Consider the following 15080-nt stretch of genomic DNA (forward strand, 5'->3'; position numbering starts at 1 on the left):
CCCGGGGAGAGGCGGGCGGGTATGAGCTCCGAACCCGCGCCGCTCCTCGTCCTCGATCTGACCGGGACCTTCGCCTTCGGGCTGAACGGCGCTCTGACCGCGGTACGTGCCGCGCGGCTGGACGTGGTCGGTGTAGTCGTTCTCGGCATGATCACCGCACTGGGCGGCGGTTTCATCCGCGATGTCCTCATCGACTCGCTCCCTCCCGCGACCCTCCGCGACTGGCGCTACTACACGCTGGCCGCCGTCGGGGGGCTGATCGCCTTCGCTCTCAGCAGGCACCTGCGGCGGATCGGGACGGCGATCGTCGTACTCGACGCGATCGGGCTGAGCGCCTTCGCCGTGATCGGCGCGATCAAGGCACTGGACTCCGGTCTCGGCGTCGCCCCCTCGGTCCTGCTGGGGGTGGTCACCGCGGTGGGAGGCGGCACCATCCGCGACGTACTCGTCGGCAGGATCCCCTCGGTGCTGCACAGCGGCCTGTACGCCATCCCCGCCCTCGTGGCTGCCGCGATGACCGTGGCGGCGGTCGAGTGGGGCTTCTACGGTCCGCCCGCGGCGCTGGGAGCTGCGACGGCCTGCTTCCTGATCCGCGTGCTCGGCCTCCACTACGGCCTCAACGCACCCGAACCACTCGAAACCCGAGGTGGGAGCGGGGATCCGCACCCACGCAAGGAGCCATCATGACCGATCCGGCGCAGACCGTCCTGTCCGGCCTCGATGCCGTACGCCCCGATCTCGAGGAGCTCTACAAGGACCTCCACCGGAACCCGGAACTCGGCCTGCGGGAACACCGCACGGCGAAGAAGGCGGCCGACGCCCTGCGCGCCTGCGGCTACGACGTCACCGAGGGCATCGGCGGCACCGGCGTGATCGGCGTCCTGGCGAACGGCGACGGCCCGGTCGTCATGGCCCGGGCGGACATGGACGCCCTTCCCGTACGCGAGGAGACCGGCCTCCCGTACGCCTCCGGCGCGACGACGACCGACGGGAACGGCAGCGAACAGCCGGTCATGCACGCATGTGGCCACGATGTGCATGTGACCTGTCTGATCGGCTGCGCACAGCTGATGGCCCGGGAACGCGATGCCTGGCGGGGCACCTTCGTCGCGCTCCTCCAGCCCTCGGAGGAGAACGGCGACGGCGCCCGGGCCATGATCGACGACGGCCTCACCAGGAAGGCGCCGCGGCCCGACGTGGTGCTCGCCCAGCACGTCCTGCCCTACCCGGCCGGATATGTGGGCACCCGCCCGGGGGCGTTCCTGTCGGCCGCGGACAGCCTTCGTGTCACCGTCCACGGACGAGGGGCGCACGGCTCCATGCCCCAGGCCGCTATCGACCCCGTGGTGATGTCCGCCATGATCGTCGTACGGCTGCAGAGCATCGTCGCCCGGGAACTGGCCGCCACCACCCCCGCCGTGGTGACGGTGGGCAGCGTCCACGCGGGCAGCGGCCCCAACGTCATCCCCGACCGCGCCGTCATCGAGCTCAATGTCCGCACCTACGACGACGCCACCCGCCGACAGGTCCTGGCGGCGATCGAGCGGATCGTCAGAGCCGAGTGCGAGGCGTCCGGTGCGCCCCGTGAGCCCGAATTCGAGCGGACGACCTCCTTCCCGCCGACCGTCAACGACGAGGAGCCGACCCGGCGCGTGGCGGACGCCTTCGGGGCCTACTTCGGCGACGACGCCCACACCGTCGAACTCCAGACCGCAAGCGAGGACCTGAGTGAGATCCCCGAGGCGTTCGGGGTGCCGTTCACGTACTGGGCGATCGGCGGCATCGACCCCGAGCGCTACGCCGAAGCCGCCAGGAAGGGAACCGTCTCCCAGGACATCCCCGTCAACCACAGCGCCTCCTTCGCCCCTGTCGTCCAGCCGACGCTGGACACCGGGGTCAGCGCCGTGACGGTGGCCGCACTCGCCTGGCTCGGCAGCTGAGCCGGCGACGCGTGCGAAGGTCCGGGGGGCGGTCCCGGCCCTGCCCGTAGGCCCGTCCGGACGGGCCTACGGGACGCGGGCCACCGCGACGTACATCCCGCTCAGTCCTTGCTCGGGGGCGGCCGAGCCGCGGAACCACAGCGGTGCCGTCACGACACCCGGATCCACGAGCTCAAGACCGTCGAAGAAGCGGCCGAACTCGGCACGGGTGCGCAGCGCCAGCCGGATGCCGCCCTTCCCGTACTCCTCGGTCCCCTGCTCGCCCCGCTCCGGATTCACGTCCGACGCGCCCTGGGACAGCGTCACGAAGCTGCCGGGCGCCAGCGCACCGGCAAGGCCGCGCACGATGGCGCCCGGGTCCTCGTCGTCGGGCAGGAAGTGCAGCAGCCCCAGGAGCGACAGGGCGACGGGGCGGTCGAAGTCCAGGATCCGGCGGGCGGCCTCGATGATCGTGCCGGGCTCGCGCACATCGGCGTGGACGTAGTCGGTGACCCCCTCCGGCCTGCTGATCAGCAGGGCCTCGGCGTGCCGCAGGACGATCGGGTCGTTGTCGCAGTAGACGACGCGTGACGCCGGGCGGATCTCCTGCGCGATCTGGTGGAGGTTCGGAGCCGTCGGGATGCCCGTACCGATGTCGAGGAACTGCTCCACGCCCTCGCCCGCCAGCCACGCCGTCGCCCGGTGCATGAACGCGCGCTGCTGGAACGCCCCCGTCTTCGCCTCGGCCGGCAGGTGCTCGGCCACCGCCTGGTCCACCGGGTAGTTGTCCTTGCCGCCAAGGAGCGCGTCGTAGACCCGGGCCGGGTGGGGCCTGCTGGTGTCGATCGGTGGCTGAGGTATCCCGGTCTTCATCCCGAACTCCGTTGCAGATGGGGCGAACTGAAGCGTTCCCGCCGGCGCAGTCTGCCACAGCTCTTTTGCCGAGCCGGGCGGATACCGGCGGCTCGTCGCGCCCGCACCGGGCGGTACCTTGACCGCGATACGGTCGCGAAACGGGCAGTACGGTGTGCCGAACGGGCCGCACCTCCCGTGTCGCGACGGCCGAAAGGCGCTCCGACCAGCGCGGGAAGTCCCGGCGCACCGGGCATGAACGGGCACAGGCAGTGGCGCGAAGAAGCTGGCCGAACACCTGCTGCTGCTTGTACAAACTATGCCAGGGCCCGAACGGACACCGGGCCTGACGCATTCGCACCTAGCGCAGGGATGGGGTCGTGGGCACCGAGGAACGCCGACGAGGAATTCTCGAGACGGCCCGACGGGATGGCTCGGTCGACGTGAACCGGCTGGCCGAACAGTTCGAGGTGGCCAAGGAGACCATCCGGCGCGATCTGCACACCCTGGAGGAACACGGACTCGTACGGCGCACGCACGGTGGTGCGTACCCGGTCGAGAGCGCGGGGTTCGAAACCACCCTCGCGATGCGCACCACACACCACGTGCCGCAGAAGTCACGGATCGCGGCGGCCGCCGCCGATCTGCTCGGCGACGCCGAGACGGTCTTCGTCGACGAGGGTTTCACTCCCCAGCTCATCGCCGAAGCCCTGCCCCGTGACCGGCCGTTGACGGTGGTCACCGCGTCCCTGGCCGTGGCCACGGTCCTCGCGGACGCGGAGAAGGTCGCCGTGCTCCTGCTCGGCGGGCGTCTGCGCGGCAGCACGATGGCGACCGTCGACCACTGGGCCACCCGTATGCTCGCCGACTTCGTCATCGATCTGGCGTACATCGGTGCGAACGGCATCTCCCGCCAGTACGGGCTGACCACTCCGGACCCGGCGGTCGGCGAGGTCAAGGCGCAGGCCATGCGCAGCTCCCGCCGCCGTGTCTTCGCCGGTGTCCACTCGAAGTTCGGAGCGGTGAGTTTCTGCCGCTTCGCCGGCGTCGGCGACTTCGAGGCCGTCGTCACCGACACCGGGCTGCCCTCCGCGGAAGCCCAGCGCTACTCCCTGCTCGGCCCGAACGTCATCCGCGTCTGACACGACGGCGGACGACTCCGCCGCCCCGCACCCCCCACCCCTTCGTCCCCCGTTCTCCCCGTCCCGTCACCCGCCACCTCCGCGAAGAGGCCCGGCGGGCCGCCCCGCCATGCCCGAAACCGTCAGGAGAGGCCGGGGGAGCGCGGGCACCCGATATCCACGAGCCGCTACGACCGATCAGGAGAATTTATGCCCCACCAGCAACGACGCCGTGGGATCCGCGTGCGTGCGGTCGCGGGCACGGCAGTGATGACCTTCCTCGCCGCCGGATGCGCCGGAGCTGGCGGCACCGCGTTCGGAGGGGGTGACGCACTGAACGTACTCATGGTGAACAACCCGCAGATGCTGGAGCTGCAGAAGCTCACCGCCGAGCACTTCACCGAGGAGACCGGCATCAAGGTCCACTTCACCGTGCTCCCCGAGAACGACGTCCGCGACAAGATCAGCCAGGACTTCTCCAACCAGGCCGGGCAGTACGACGTCGGCACCATCAGCAACTTCGAAGTGCCCTTCTTCGCGAAGAACGACTGGCTGCACCCGCTGGACACCTACGCCGCCGAGGACACCGCCTTCGACCAGGACGACATCCTCGAACCCCTGACGGAGTCGCTCACCTCCGACGGCAAGCTCTACGCCGAACCCTTCTACGGCGAGTCGTCCTTCCTCATGTACCGCAAGGACGTCTTCGAGGCGAAGGGCCTGACGATGCCCGAGCACCCCACCTGGCAGCAGGTGGCCGGACTCGCGGCGAAGGCGGACGGAGCCGAGTCCGGGATGAAGGGCATCTGCCTGCGCGGTCTGCCCGGCTGGGGCGAACTCGTCGCGCCGCTCACCACCGTCGTCAACACCATGGGCGGCACCTGGTTCACCGAGGACTGGAAACCCCAGCTCACCTCGCCCGAGTTCAAGAAGGCGACCCGCTTCTACGTCGACCTCGTACGCAAGCACGGCGAGCGCGGCGCCTCCCAGTCCGGGTACGCCGAGTGCCTCAACAACATGACGCAGGGCAAGACCGCCATGTGGTACGACGCCACCGCCGGCGCCGGCTCGCTGGAGGCGGCCGGCTCCCCGGTGAAGGGGAAGATCGGCTACGTCCCCGCGCCGGTGGAGAAGACCAAGAGCTCGGGCTGGCTCTACACCTGGGCCTGGGGCATCCAGAAGGTCTCCAAGAAGTCCGACGACGCGTGGAAGTTCGTCTCCTGGGCCTCCAGCAAGGAGTACGAGTCGCTCGTCGGCGAGACCAGCAGCTGGTCCGACGCGCCGGCCGGCAAGCGGGCCTCCACCTACGAGAACCCCGAATACCGCAAGGCGGCAGGCGCCTTCGCCGACGTCACCGAACAGGCCATCTCCGGGGCCGACCCGAAGAACCCGGGCACCCAGGCGCGCCCCGTGCCGGGGATCCAGTTCGTCGGTATCCCCGAGTTCACCGATCTCGGCACCAGGGTCGCGCAGGAGATCAGCGCGGCCATCGCCGGCCGCCAGTCCGTCGACAAGGCGCTGGCCACCTCACAGAAGCTGGCTGAACAGGTCGCCAAGGAGTACCGATGACCACCACACTCGGCACCACACCCCAGTCACCACCGCGGCCTACCGCCCCGGCCCGCGACAGCAAGAGCCGCCGACGGGCCTGGGCGACCAGAGCGCCGCTCCTGCCCGCCCTGATCTTCCTGGTCGTCGTCACCCAGCTGCCGTTCGTGGCGACCCTGGTGATCTCCCTCTTCGACTGGAACTCCCTCAGCCCCGACAAGCGCGCCTTCAACGGCCTCGGCAACTACGCGTCCGTCTTCACCGACGCCGGGCTCCGCGACTCGGTCATCACCACGATCCTGCTGACCGTGGGTGTCGTCCTCGCCACGGTCGTCATCGGACTGGCACTCGCGCTGCTCCTGGACCGTACGTTCTTCGGCCGGGGCGTGGTCCGTACCCTGCTCATCACGCCGTTCCTGATCGTGCCGGTCTCCGCGGCCCTCCTGTGGAAGCACGCGCTCTACAACCCGGAGTACGGCCTCTTCAACGGCGCGCTCAGCTGGATAGGCGACCTCTTCGGCGATACGAACCCCAGCCAGCCGGACTGGATCGCGGACATGCCGCTGCTCGCCGTCATCGCCGCACTGGTCTGGCAGTGGACACCGTTCATGATGCTCATCCTGCTCGCCGGGCTCCAGAGCAGGCCGGCGGACGTCATCGAGGCAGCGCGCCTCGACGGTGCGAGCGCCTGGCAGACCTTCCGCTTCCTGACCCTGCCGCACCTGCGCAGGTACCTTGAACTCGGCATCCTGCTCGGCGCCGTCTACATCGTGCAGAACTTCGACGCGGTGTTCACGATCACCGCCGGTGGCCTCGACACCGCCAACCTCCCGTACACGATCTACCAGACCTTCTACCAGGCCCACGAATACGGACTGGCGTCCGCCGCGGGAGTCGTGGTGGTGATCGGCACGATCATCATCGCCACCTTCGCGCTGCGGACCGTCTCGTCCCTCTTCAGTGAGGAGGCGAACCGCGCATGACCACCACCACCGCACCCGCCCCGTCCGCGCGACGCCTCCTGCGACGGGCCCGGCGCCGCTCCACCGCACTGGGCCTGCTGGCCTGGGCGGCAGGACTCGCCTTCTGTCTGCCCGCGCTGTGGATGCTGCTGACCTCGCTGCACGCGGAGTCCGACGCCGCGACCAACCCGCCCTCCCTGTTCGCGCCGCTCACCCTCGACGGCTACCGTGCCTTCTTCGGTGCCGACACCGGCGTCACCCCGTGGCCGCCCCTGCTCAACTCGCTGGGCGCGTCCTTCTTCTCCACGGTCCTGGTGCTCCTGCTGGCGCTCCCGGCGGCGTACGCCCTCTCCATCAGGCGCGTGCGCAAGTGGACGGACGTGATGTTCTTCTTCCTGTCCACGAAGATGCTGCCCGTCGTCGCCGGTCTCCTCCCGGTCTACCTGTTCGCCAAGAACGCCGGGATGCTCGACAACATCTGGCTCCTCGTCATCCTCTACACCTCGATGAACCTGCCGATCGCGGTCTGGATGATGCAGTCCTTCCTCGCGGACGTGCCGGTCTCGGTCATCGAGGCCGCCCAGGTCGACGGCGCGCGACTGCCGACCGTCCTGTCCAGGGTGGTCGCACCGATGGCCGCCCCCGGCATCGCGGCCACCGCGCTGATCTGCTTCATCTTCAGCTGGAACGAACTGCTCTTCGCACGGGTGCTCACCGGCGTCGTCGCCCAGACCGCACCCGTCTTCCTCACCGGATTCGTCACCAGCCAGGGCCTCTTCCTGGCCCAGCTGTGTGCCGCGTCCGTCGTCGTGTCCCTGCCGGTGCTCGCCGCCGGCTACGCCGCCCAGGACAAACTCGTCCAGGGCCTGTCTCTCGGAGCAGTGAAATAATGCGGGCAGCGATCGTCGAAGCACCCGGGAAGATCTCCGTCACCACCGTCCCGGACCCCACGCCCGGACCCCGCGAGGTCGTCGTCTCCGTCGCCTCGTGCGGACTGTGCGGCACCGATCTGCACATCCTCCAGGGTGAGTTCGCGCCCTCCCTGCCGCTCGTGCCAGGCCATGAGTTCGCCGGTGAGATCGTGGGCATCGGACGTGACGTCACGGAGCTGGCCGTCGGCGACCGCGTCGCCGTCGACCCCTCCCTGCACTGCCACGAGTGCCGCTACTGCCGCAGCGGACGCGGCAACCTCTGCGAACGCTGGGCCGCCATCGGCGTCACGGTCTCCGGCGGCGCCGCCGAGTACGCCGTGGCCCCCGTCGCCAACTGTGTCCGGCTGCCCGAGCACATCGACGTGAAGGACGCGGCCCTGATCGAGCCGCTGTCCTGCGCGGTCCGTGGATACGACGTACTGAGCAGCACCCTCGGTGCCGAGGTGCTGATCTACGGCTCCGGGACCATGGGCCTGATGATGCTGGAGCTCGCCAAGCGCACCGGGGCGGCGTCCGTGGACGTCCTGGACATCAACCCCGACCGCCTCGCCACCGCGGGCCTCCTCGGCTGCTCCCGGTCGGCGGCCGGTGCCGACGAGCTGGAGCGGCCCGCGGGCTGGGACGTCGTCATCGACGCCACCGGCAACGCGGGTGCCATCCAGGACGGCCTGGGACGCGTCGCGAAGGGCGGCACCTTCCTCCAGTTCGGAGTCGCCGACTACGCGACGACGGCCGTCATCGAGCCGTACCGCATCTACAACCAGGAGATCACCATCACCGGTTCGATGGCGGTCCTGCACAGCTACGAACGCGCGGCGGCCCTCTTCGCCGCCGGGGTGCTCGACCCCGCCGTCTTCATCAGCGACCGGCTGCCGCTCGACCAGTACTCCCAGGCCATCGACCGCTTCAAGGCAGGCATCGGCCGCAAGATCGTGGTCGAACCGTGACGGGCGGGCCGGGCGCCGTCCTCGTGCTCGGTGAGGCCCTCGTCGACCTCGTGCCGGTGGCCGGGGACGGCGGTGTACGGGCCGCCCAGTTCGGCGGGGCCCCGGCCAACGTCGCCGTGGGCCTCGCCACGCTCGGCACCCCGGTGTCCTTCGCCGGGGGCCTCGGCGGCGACGGCTTCGCCCGCACCATCGAGGAGCGGCTGAGGGCCGCCGGGGTCGCCACCACGCTGTGCGCGCGCTCCGGCCTGCCCACCGCGCTGGCGGTCGCCGAGCCGGGCGAGGGGGGCACGGACTACCACTTCCACCTCCAGGACACCGCGACGTTCGAGCTGCCCGACCTGTCCGCGCGGGCCGGCGAATTCGGCGCGGTGTACGTGGGCGGGCTCGCGGCCGTCGTGGAGCCCGCGGCATCTGCGGTGCGGGCGACCGCTGCCGCGGCGGCCGAGAACTCCCTCCTCTTCGTGGACCCCAACGTCCGCCGGGACCGCACCCTGGGTGCGGACGACGGCGCGGCGGCGCTGCGCGAGCTGTGCCGGCTCGCGCAGGTCGTGAAGGCCAGCGACGAGGACCTGGAGCGTCTGTGGCCTGGGGCGGATCCGGAGGAGACCTGCCGGAGTCTGGCGGACGGAGGACGGCTGGTGATCCTCACCCGGGGCGCCGGGGGCAGCACGGCGTACACCGCGACCGCGCCGCCCGTGTCCGTCCCCGCCACACCCGTCGAGGTCGTCAACACGATCGGCGCGGGCGACGCGTTCGCGGCCGGTCTGCTGAGCCGGATGGGCGCGCACGGCTCCTTCACGGCGGTGCCGGAGCCCGACGAGGTGCGGGACATGCTGTCCTACGCCGCCGAGACAGCGGCTTCGGTGTGCGCGAGGGCGGGCACGGAGCCCTCGGTCCCGGCCGGTGTACGAGAAGGGCGGCGAGCGCAGGCACGCTGAATCCCGCCGGTCACAGCCCGGCAAGATGTCCGTCATACGGAACGCGCCCCGTGCCGAATGCGCCCGGGGCGCGCCGGTGAGGCATCCTCTGCTGGTCGGGCAGAACGGGCCCGTGGCGGTGAGTGGCATCTCCGCCGCGGTCTGTGACGGAGAAGGATTCGGAACCAGATGGCAGACAACTCGGACCTCCTGGCCTTCGTGCGGGCACGCCTCGCCGAGGAGGAGAGCATCGCGAGGGAAGCGGGCGGCGACGGCTGGCGGACGCCGGCCGAGGCACCCGGCGAGGTGCACGACCGCACGAGCGGGATCGCGTTCGTCGTGCGCTCGCGCGGCTACGACCGCCACATCGCCTTCCAGGACCCGGCGCGCAGCCTGCGCCGTATCGAGACCACCAGGGTCCTGCTGGACGAGTACGAGGAGATCGCGGTCCTGGACAGCGACCGCCCGGCCCAGGACTTCACCTCGGGCCGGGCCGTCGGCCTGGGATTCGTCGTCCGGCAGATGGCCGCCGAACACGCCGGGCACCCCGACTACCGGGTGAAGTGGCTGCCCAGGTTCTCCCACTGGGGCCCGCCCGAGCCCCCGGAGTGAGTACGCGGATCCTCGGCGTCTGAGTACGCGGACCGATCCGGGCCCGCTCCGCCGCTGGTCGAATGGGGACCATGGTCACCGAAGCGCCGACGCGCCCCCGCATCCAGAACCTCACCAGCGCCGGCGCGGCGCTGGCCGTGACCCTGCTCCCGCTGGCCGCGGGCGTCCTGCTGGCCAGGACGATGGCGCTTGATCCCATGGCGCCGGTGAGCGCCCTGGTCACCGGTGGCGGTCAGCGCGTCCGTGTCGCGCCCTCGCGATGGATCTTGAAGGCTCGAACGCGCGAGCTTCTTTCCCGCAGGTAGGGGAACCCCTGTCCGGGTAAGCGCTGTCGCCTCTGTTACACGGATCCGGGTCGGTCCTGGCAGACGTGACAAGGGGAGCGGGGCCTGCCGGGTGCTGTTCTGCGTGACAGAAATGTCCGAGTTTCGTCACGCGCACCAGGGTGCCTTCCGGCCGGCCCGAAAGCCGGACAAAGTTTGCGTTCCCGGCACGACGCCGGGATAGGGAAAACGCCCGGCTCCCTTCCGGGCCCGCATGATGAGGGGTTCCCATGTCCCGTTCCGCACGACGGATCACCGCCACCGTTCTCGCCTCGGGTGCCCTGCTCGCCGCAGCGGCCCTGCCGGCAACGGCCGATGGCCGGGGCCACGGTCACAACCGGCCGGCGCCGCGCCCGACGGTCGTCCTGGGCAAGATCCAGCACGAGAGTCCCGGCCGCGACAACGGCTCCAACCGCAGCCTGAACGCCGAGTGGGTCACCGTCACCAACACCGGCCGCCACGCCGTCAACCTCCGTGGCTGGACGCTCACCGACGAGAGCCGCCGCTCGTACACCTTCGACCTGCGGCTGGCAGGCCGCTCCTCCGTCCGCGTCCACACCGGTGCCGGCCGTGACACCCGGCACGACGTGTACCAGAACCGTCGTGGTCACGTGTGGGACAGCAGGGACACCGCCACCCTCCGCGACAACCGCGGGCACAAGGTCGACTCCGAGTCCTGGGGCCGGCACCGCGCAGGCGGTCACCGCGGCAACCGCTGAGGACACCGGCAGGGGGAAGCGGCGTTCTCCCTGACCGGCACGGCGTACCACGGCTCACCCCCGTGGTACGCCGTACGCGTGCGGCGCGCGGCCCACGCGGGGCGGGGTCCGTGCATCGGAGGGTGCCGGTTGATGTCAGGATGGACTCATGACCATCAAGGCGTATTTCGACATCACCATTGACGACCAGCCCGCCGGGCGGATCGTGTTCAACCTCTTCGACGACGTGACCCCCAAGACCGCGGAGAACTTCCGCGCGCTCGCCACCGGTGAGCAGGGCTTCGGCTACGCGGGCTCGCCGTTCCACCGCGTCATCCCGGACTTCATGCTCCAGGGCGGTGACTTCACCCGGGGCAACGGCACCGGCGGCAAGAGCATCTACGGCGAGAAGTTCGCTGACGAGAACTTCACGCTGAAGCACAACAAGCCGGGACTGCTCTCGATGGCCAACGCGGGCCCGAACACCAACGGTTCGCAGTTCTTCATCACGACCGTCGTCACCCCGTGGCTGGACGGCAAGCACGTCGTGTTCGGTGAGGTCGCCGACGAGTCGAGCATGGAGCTCGTCCGCAAGATCGAGTCGCTCGGTTCCTCGGCCGGCACGACCAAGGCGAAGATCGCCGTCTCCGAGTCCGGCGTTCTCTGAGCCGTGCGACGGGGCTCCCGGCCGGTTCGTCCGGTCCGGGGGCCCCGCGCCGTATCGGTCCCGTTGCGGCGGTGGACCCCGCGGCGGACAGCCGGAAGGCGTCCCGGGCGGGGGAGTGCGAGGGTGTAGACCCCGCAGCGTGCGGGACACGGACGGAAGGACCGCAAGGTGCGTATCGATCTCGCCGGCAGGACGGCTGTCGTGACCGGCTCCTCGCAGGGCATCGGGCTCGCCATCGCCACCGGGCTGGCCGGCGCCGGAGCGCGCGTCGTACTGACCGGGCGAGGCCGGGCACGGCTCGACGATGCGGCGGACGTACTGCGCGGCACCGAGCCGGACGCCGACGTCCTCACGGTCACCTGCGACCTCGCCACGGAACAGGGCGCCGCGGAGCTCGGCGCCGCGGTGCCTGACGCGGACATCCTCGTCAACAACCTCGGCATCTTCGGTTCCCGGCCGCCGCTGGAGATCACCGATGAGGAGTGGCGCACCTACTTCGACACCAACGTCCTCAGCGCGGCGCGCCTGATCCGCCGCTATCTGCCCGGCATGACCGAGCGGGGGTGGGGGCGCGTACAGAACATCGCGAGCGACTCCGCGATCGTCATCCCCGCCGAGATGATCCACTACGGCATGTCGAAGACCGCCCTGCTCGCCGTTTCCCGTGGCTTCGCCAAGGAGGCCGCGGGTACCGGGGTGACCGTGAACTCGGTGATCGCCGGGCCCACGCACACCGGCGGGGTCGAGGACTTCGTACGCGAGCTCGTGGGTGATCTTCCGTGGGACGAGGCCCAGCGCGAATTCATGCGCCTGCACCGTCCGCAGTCCCTGATCCAGCGGCTGATCGAGCCGGAGGAGATCGCGAACCTCGTCGTCTACCTCAGCTCGCCGCAGGCGTCGGCCACCACGGGTGCGGCCATGCGGGTGGACGGCGGGTACATCGACTCGATCGTGCCCTGAGTGTCCGGGCTGGCATGATCAGGGGCATGGACGAGCGCATCATCGCCGCGTGTGACGGGGCATCGAAGGGAAATCCGGGACCTGCGGCCTGGGCATGGGTCGTGGCCGACGGCCGGGGGAACCCCCTGCGCTGGGAAGCGGGCCCGCTGGGCACCGCCACCAACAACGTCGCCGAGCTCACCGCCCTGCTGGAGCTGCTGAGGTCGACCGATCCGGCCGTGCCCGTCGAGGTGCGGATGGACTCGCAGTACGCGATGAACGCGGTGACCAAGTGGCTGCCGGGGTGGAAGCGCAACGGCTGGAAGACATCGGCGGGCAAGCCGGTCGCCAACCGGGAGCTGGTGGTCGGCATCGACGAGCTGCTGAGCAGCAGAGGTGTGACGTTCCGCTATGTGCCCGCCCACCAGGTGGACGGAGATCCGCTCAACGCGCTGGCCGACCAGGCCGCGAGCGAGGTGGCCGTCTCGCAGCAGGCCGCGGGGACGGCGTACGGCGCGGCTGACCTGCCCGTCCCTGCTCCCGCCCGTTCGACGAAGGGCCGGACGGCGGGCGCCGTGAAGAGCGGGGCCGCGGGAGGCTCCGGGGGCAAGGCGCGTTCCGGTGGCACGATCCGGGCGAAGTTCGCGGGCCGGTGCCACTGCGGGAAGCCGTACGCGGCCAAGGACATGATCGCCAAGAATCCGAACGGCTGGGGACACCCGGAGTGCCGGACGGTGCTCGCCTGAGCCACCGCCCCTCCGCGGGTCCTGTCCCGGGGCCGTCAGATATCGGCCCAGACGAGCCGGCCGGACACGCTGGTGCGTGTGCCCCAGCGGGTCGCAAGGGCGTCCACCAGCATCAGACCCCGCCCGCCCTCGGCCACCGACGCCAGGCTGAAGCCGTCGTCCATGCCGTCCGGTCCGTCGAGGACCACAGGTCCGGGGCCCTCCGTGCCGTGGAGGGCATCGGGCGGGGCGTCGGCGAGCTGCTCGGCCCGTGGGCCGGGCAGCTCCGGTATGTGGCGCCGGCCGCGGTTCCAGACACAGATCCGGATCCTTCCGGGCGTGCGCAGCAGACGGCACCGGATGCGCCGGCCCGCGGTGTGTTCCACCGCGTTCGTGACCAGCTCGGTCGTGACCAGAGCCGCCGCCTCGACGCGCTCGTCCGGTTCTCCCCAGCCCCGCATGGCTTGCTGTACGCGGTGCCTCGCCACGGGAACGCCCCGGGGGAGACGGGGGATCCACCAGCTCTGTGCGCTCCGCCCGCCGGATGCCTCCAGGGTCGGACGCGCGCACGTGACTATTTCCGACATGTACGTACTCTCCGTGCAAAGTGCATACTTTGCAAGAGGCAGAATGTCAGGATGGTTCCGGTATCGGCGCCGATACCGCTCCGAACCCCCACGGTTTCGGGCCCGAAGAGGAAGGGATGTCGATGAGACCCCGGTCCGGCCCCACCGTCGAGCACCGTGTGCTGGCGGCACGCCTGCGGAAGCTGCGGCAGCACGCGGGCGTCAGCCTTCAGGCGGCAGCCGTGGCGCTGGGAGCCCATCCGGCCACGGTCCGGCGCATCGAGCGTGCCGAGACCGGGCTCGACGCCCATCAGGTCCGCGTCCTCCTGGAGCGTTACGCGGTGTCCGACGCGGAGGCCGAGCCGATCATGGCGGGCATCGCGGCCGCGAACCTGCCGGGCTGGTGGCACGCCTGGCGGGACGCGCTGGAGCCCTGGCAGCAGGAGGTCATCGGCATCGAGTCCTCCGCCGCACTCGTCCGCACCTGGCACCCCGCCCTGGTCCCCGAGCTGCTGCGAACCCCGGCCTACGAGGCGGCCCTGCGCCGGAGCCTGAGCGCCGATCCGCCGTCGCTGGGCGCGAGGCACCTCGAACTGCTGGCGGAGCGGCAGCGCCGCATCGAGGCCCGCGGAGCAGCCCTCTGGGCCCTGATCCCGGCCGCCGCGCTCCACACCACCGTCGGCGGCCCGGCCGTGATGGCTGAGCAGCGGGCGGCGCTGGAGGAGGCCGCTCAACGCCGGCACCTCACGGTGCAGGTGATGCCCCTCGACTACCCGCCGCATCCCATGACCGGGGTCCCGGCGCTGCATCTGCTGCGCGTACCCGCCCCGGAGATCGGCGACCGCGCGGTTCTGGAGACCGCGGGGGCCCGGGTGGACATCATCGACGATCCGGCCGCCGTCATGGACTACCGCATCCGGCTGGACAGCGCGTGCGCGGCGGCGCCGCACCCGGGTTCGCCGCTGCCGGGGGCCGGCCGACCCGCCGGAAGCCCCTGAAGGCCCGGCCCCCGTGGTTTCGAACGCCGGATCACGGTCACGCGCACAGTGCGCGACCCGGAACCATGAAGAGGAGTGAGAGACGTGGACAACTGGCGTACGCAGGCGGCATGCCGCGAAGAGGACCCCGACCTGTTCTTCCCCATCGGCAGCGGCGGCCCCGCACTCCTGCAGACACAGGAGGCCAAGGCCGTCTGCGGGACCTGCCCCGTACAGGAACAGTGCCTGGAATGGGCGCTGGAGAAGGGGCAGGTCGCGGGCGTCTGGGGAGGAACGGACGAGGACGAACGCCGTGCGCTGAGGCGCCGTCGCGCCCGGCAGCACGCCAGGAGCCACGGGTGAGGCGTGCGTGCT

At 70.8% G+C, this 15080-nt stretch carries 18 protein-coding genes; 16 read left to right on the forward strand and 2 right to left on the reverse strand.

Going from position 1 to position 15080, the window contains the following annotated elements; all coding sequences use genetic code 11:
- Positions 1 to 21 precede the first annotated feature (21 nt).
- Positions 22 to 687, forward strand: coding sequence for a trimeric intracellular cation channel family protein (locus AB0C75_RS21810; protein WP_362893252.1), 666 nt, complete (start codon positions 22 to 24; stop codon positions 685 to 687).
- Complete coding sequence (locus AB0C75_RS21815) at positions 684 to 1940, forward strand: M20 family metallopeptidase (RefSeq protein WP_362893253.1); 1257 nt, start codon at positions 684 to 686, stop codon at positions 1938 to 1940. The genes AB0C75_RS21810 and AB0C75_RS21815 overlap by 4 nt, the downstream gene beginning before the upstream one ends.
- Positions 1941 to 2006: 66 nt before the next feature.
- On the opposite strand, the gene AB0C75_RS21820 is transcribed toward AB0C75_RS21815, so the two are convergent.
- Positions 2007 to 2792 (reverse strand): SAM-dependent methyltransferase, encoded by a 786-nt coding sequence (locus tag AB0C75_RS21820; protein WP_362893255.1) that lies wholly within the window; start codon positions 2790 to 2792, stop codon positions 2007 to 2009.
- A 359-nt stretch (positions 2793 to 3151) separates the two neighbouring features.
- Between AB0C75_RS21820 and AB0C75_RS21825 the strand changes: the two genes are divergently transcribed.
- From AB0C75_RS21825 to AB0C75_RS21880, 12 genes are all read left to right on the forward strand, one after another.
- The gene (locus tag AB0C75_RS21825) at positions 3152 to 3913 is read left to right on the forward strand and encodes a DeoR/GlpR family DNA-binding transcription regulator (protein ID WP_362893257.1); all 762 of its coding nucleotides are present in this window, start codon (positions 3152 to 3154) and stop codon (positions 3911 to 3913) included.
- 249 nt (positions 3914 to 4162) lie between these two features.
- Positions 4163 to 5461: a sugar ABC transporter substrate-binding protein gene (locus AB0C75_RS21830; protein ID WP_362893437.1), complete on the forward strand. Its 1299-nt coding sequence runs from the start codon at positions 4163 to 4165 to the stop codon at positions 5459 to 5461.
- The gene (locus AB0C75_RS21835) at positions 5458 to 6423 is read left to right on the forward strand and encodes a sugar ABC transporter permease (protein ID WP_362893259.1); all 966 of its coding nucleotides are present in this window, start codon (positions 5458 to 5460) and stop codon (positions 6421 to 6423) included. Before AB0C75_RS21830 ends, AB0C75_RS21835 begins: the two co-directional genes overlap by 4 nt.
- Positions 6420 to 7292 carry a carbohydrate ABC transporter permease gene (locus AB0C75_RS21840; protein ID WP_362893261.1) on the forward strand — a complete coding sequence of 291 codons (873 nt, stop codon included), beginning with the start codon at positions 6420 to 6422 and terminating at the stop codon, positions 7290 to 7292. Before AB0C75_RS21835 ends, AB0C75_RS21840 begins: the two co-directional genes overlap by 4 nt.
- Complete coding sequence (locus AB0C75_RS21845; RefSeq protein ID WP_362893263.1) at positions 7292 to 8281, forward strand: zinc-dependent alcohol dehydrogenase family protein; 990 nt, start codon at positions 7292 to 7294, stop codon at positions 8279 to 8281. Before AB0C75_RS21840 ends, AB0C75_RS21845 begins: the two co-directional genes overlap by 1 nt.
- Complete coding sequence (locus AB0C75_RS21850; RefSeq protein ID WP_362893265.1) at positions 8278 to 9219, forward strand: PfkB family carbohydrate kinase; 942 nt, start codon at positions 8278 to 8280, stop codon at positions 9217 to 9219. The genes AB0C75_RS21845 and AB0C75_RS21850 overlap by 4 nt, the downstream gene beginning before the upstream one ends.
- A gap of 168 nt (positions 9220 to 9387) precedes the next feature.
- Positions 9388 to 9810 carry a DUF6221 family protein gene (locus AB0C75_RS21855; protein WP_362893267.1) on the forward strand — a complete coding sequence of 141 codons (423 nt, stop codon included), beginning with the start codon at positions 9388 to 9390 and terminating at the stop codon, positions 9808 to 9810.
- A 71-nt stretch (positions 9811 to 9881) separates the two neighbouring features.
- On the forward strand, positions 9882 to 10115 hold the full coding sequence (locus AB0C75_RS21860) for a hypothetical protein (protein WP_362893270.1): 234 nt from the start codon (positions 9882 to 9884) through the stop codon (positions 10113 to 10115).
- A gap of 248 nt (positions 10116 to 10363) precedes the next feature.
- Entirely contained in the window at positions 10364 to 10852 is a 489-nt protein-coding gene (locus AB0C75_RS21865; RefSeq protein WP_362893271.1) for a lamin tail domain-containing protein, read from the forward strand.
- 148 nt (positions 10853 to 11000) lie between these two features.
- Positions 11001 to 11498, forward strand: coding sequence for a peptidylprolyl isomerase (locus tag AB0C75_RS21870; RefSeq protein WP_362893273.1), 498 nt, complete (start codon positions 11001 to 11003; stop codon positions 11496 to 11498).
- A gap of 168 nt (positions 11499 to 11666) precedes the next feature.
- Positions 11667 to 12458: an SDR family oxidoreductase gene (locus AB0C75_RS21875; RefSeq protein WP_362893275.1), complete on the forward strand. Its 792-nt coding sequence runs from the start codon at positions 11667 to 11669 to the stop codon at positions 12456 to 12458.
- A gap of 26 nt (positions 12459 to 12484) precedes the next feature.
- Positions 12485 to 13183, forward strand: a complete 699-nt coding sequence (locus AB0C75_RS21880) for a ribonuclease H (protein ID WP_362893277.1) — start codon at positions 12485 to 12487, stop codon at positions 13181 to 13183.
- 35 nt (positions 13184 to 13218) lie between these two features.
- On the opposite strand, the gene AB0C75_RS21885 is transcribed toward AB0C75_RS21880, so the two are convergent.
- Positions 13219 to 13677 carry an ATP-binding protein gene (locus AB0C75_RS21885; protein ID WP_362893438.1) on the reverse strand — a complete coding sequence of 153 codons (459 nt, stop codon included), beginning with the start codon at positions 13675 to 13677 and terminating at the stop codon, positions 13219 to 13221.
- A gap of 194 nt (positions 13678 to 13871) precedes the next feature.
- Here AB0C75_RS21885 and AB0C75_RS21890 point away from each other — a divergent pair, with 194 nt between their 5' ends.
- Entirely contained in the window at positions 13872 to 14726 is an 855-nt protein-coding gene (locus AB0C75_RS21890) for a helix-turn-helix transcriptional regulator (RefSeq protein ID WP_362893279.1), read from the forward strand.
- 84 nt (positions 14727 to 14810) lie between these two features.
- Positions 14811 to 15068: a WhiB family transcriptional regulator gene (locus AB0C75_RS21895; protein ID WP_362893281.1), complete on the forward strand. Its 258-nt coding sequence runs from the start codon at positions 14811 to 14813 to the stop codon at positions 15066 to 15068.
- The last annotated feature ends 12 nt before the right edge of the window (positions 15069 to 15080 follow it).

Origin of the sequence: Streptomyces sp. NPDC048565 (assembly GCF_040650935.1) — a bacterium.
In the GTDB taxonomy this organism is placed as follows: Bacteria; Actinomycetota; Actinomycetes; order Streptomycetales; family Streptomycetaceae; genus Streptomyces.

What these genes read in the sequence shown, in the direction of transcription:
- AB0C75_RS21810 (WP_362893252.1), top strand. Translation starts at nt 22, where the DNA reads ATGAGCTCCGAACCCGCGCCGCTCCTCGTCCTCGATCTGACCGGGACC.
- AB0C75_RS21815 (WP_362893253.1), top strand. Translation starts at nt 684, where the DNA reads ATGACCGATCCGGCGCAGACCGTCCTGTCCGGCCTCGATGCCGTACGC.
- AB0C75_RS21820 (WP_362893255.1), bottom strand. Translation starts at nt 2,792, where the DNA reads ATGAAGACCGGGATACCTCAGCCACCGATCGACACCAGCAGGCCCCAC.
- AB0C75_RS21830 (WP_362893437.1), top strand. Translation starts at nt 4,163, where the DNA reads ATGACCTTCCTCGCCGCCGGATGCGCCGGAGCTGGCGGCACCGCGTTC.
- AB0C75_RS21835 (WP_362893259.1), top strand. Translation starts at nt 5,458, where the DNA reads ATGACCACCACACTCGGCACCACACCCCAGTCACCACCGCGGCCTACC.
- AB0C75_RS21840 (WP_362893261.1), top strand. Translation starts at nt 6,420, where the DNA reads ATGACCACCACCACCGCACCCGCCCCGTCCGCGCGACGCCTCCTGCGA.
- AB0C75_RS21845 (WP_362893263.1), top strand. Translation starts at nt 7,292, where the DNA reads ATGCGGGCAGCGATCGTCGAAGCACCCGGGAAGATCTCCGTCACCACC.
- AB0C75_RS21855 (WP_362893267.1), top strand. Translation starts at nt 9,388, where the DNA reads ATGGCAGACAACTCGGACCTCCTGGCCTTCGTGCGGGCACGCCTCGCC.
- AB0C75_RS21860 (WP_362893270.1), top strand. Translation starts at nt 9,882, where the DNA reads ATGGTCACCGAAGCGCCGACGCGCCCCCGCATCCAGAACCTCACCAGC.
- AB0C75_RS21865 (WP_362893271.1), top strand. Translation starts at nt 10,364, where the DNA reads ATGTCCCGTTCCGCACGACGGATCACCGCCACCGTTCTCGCCTCGGGT.
- AB0C75_RS21870 (WP_362893273.1), top strand. Translation starts at nt 11,001, where the DNA reads ATGACCATCAAGGCGTATTTCGACATCACCATTGACGACCAGCCCGCC.
- AB0C75_RS21880 (WP_362893277.1), top strand. Translation starts at nt 12,485, where the DNA reads ATGGACGAGCGCATCATCGCCGCGTGTGACGGGGCATCGAAGGGAAAT.
- AB0C75_RS21890 (WP_362893279.1), top strand. Translation starts at nt 13,872, where the DNA reads ATGAGACCCCGGTCCGGCCCCACCGTCGAGCACCGTGTGCTGGCGGCA.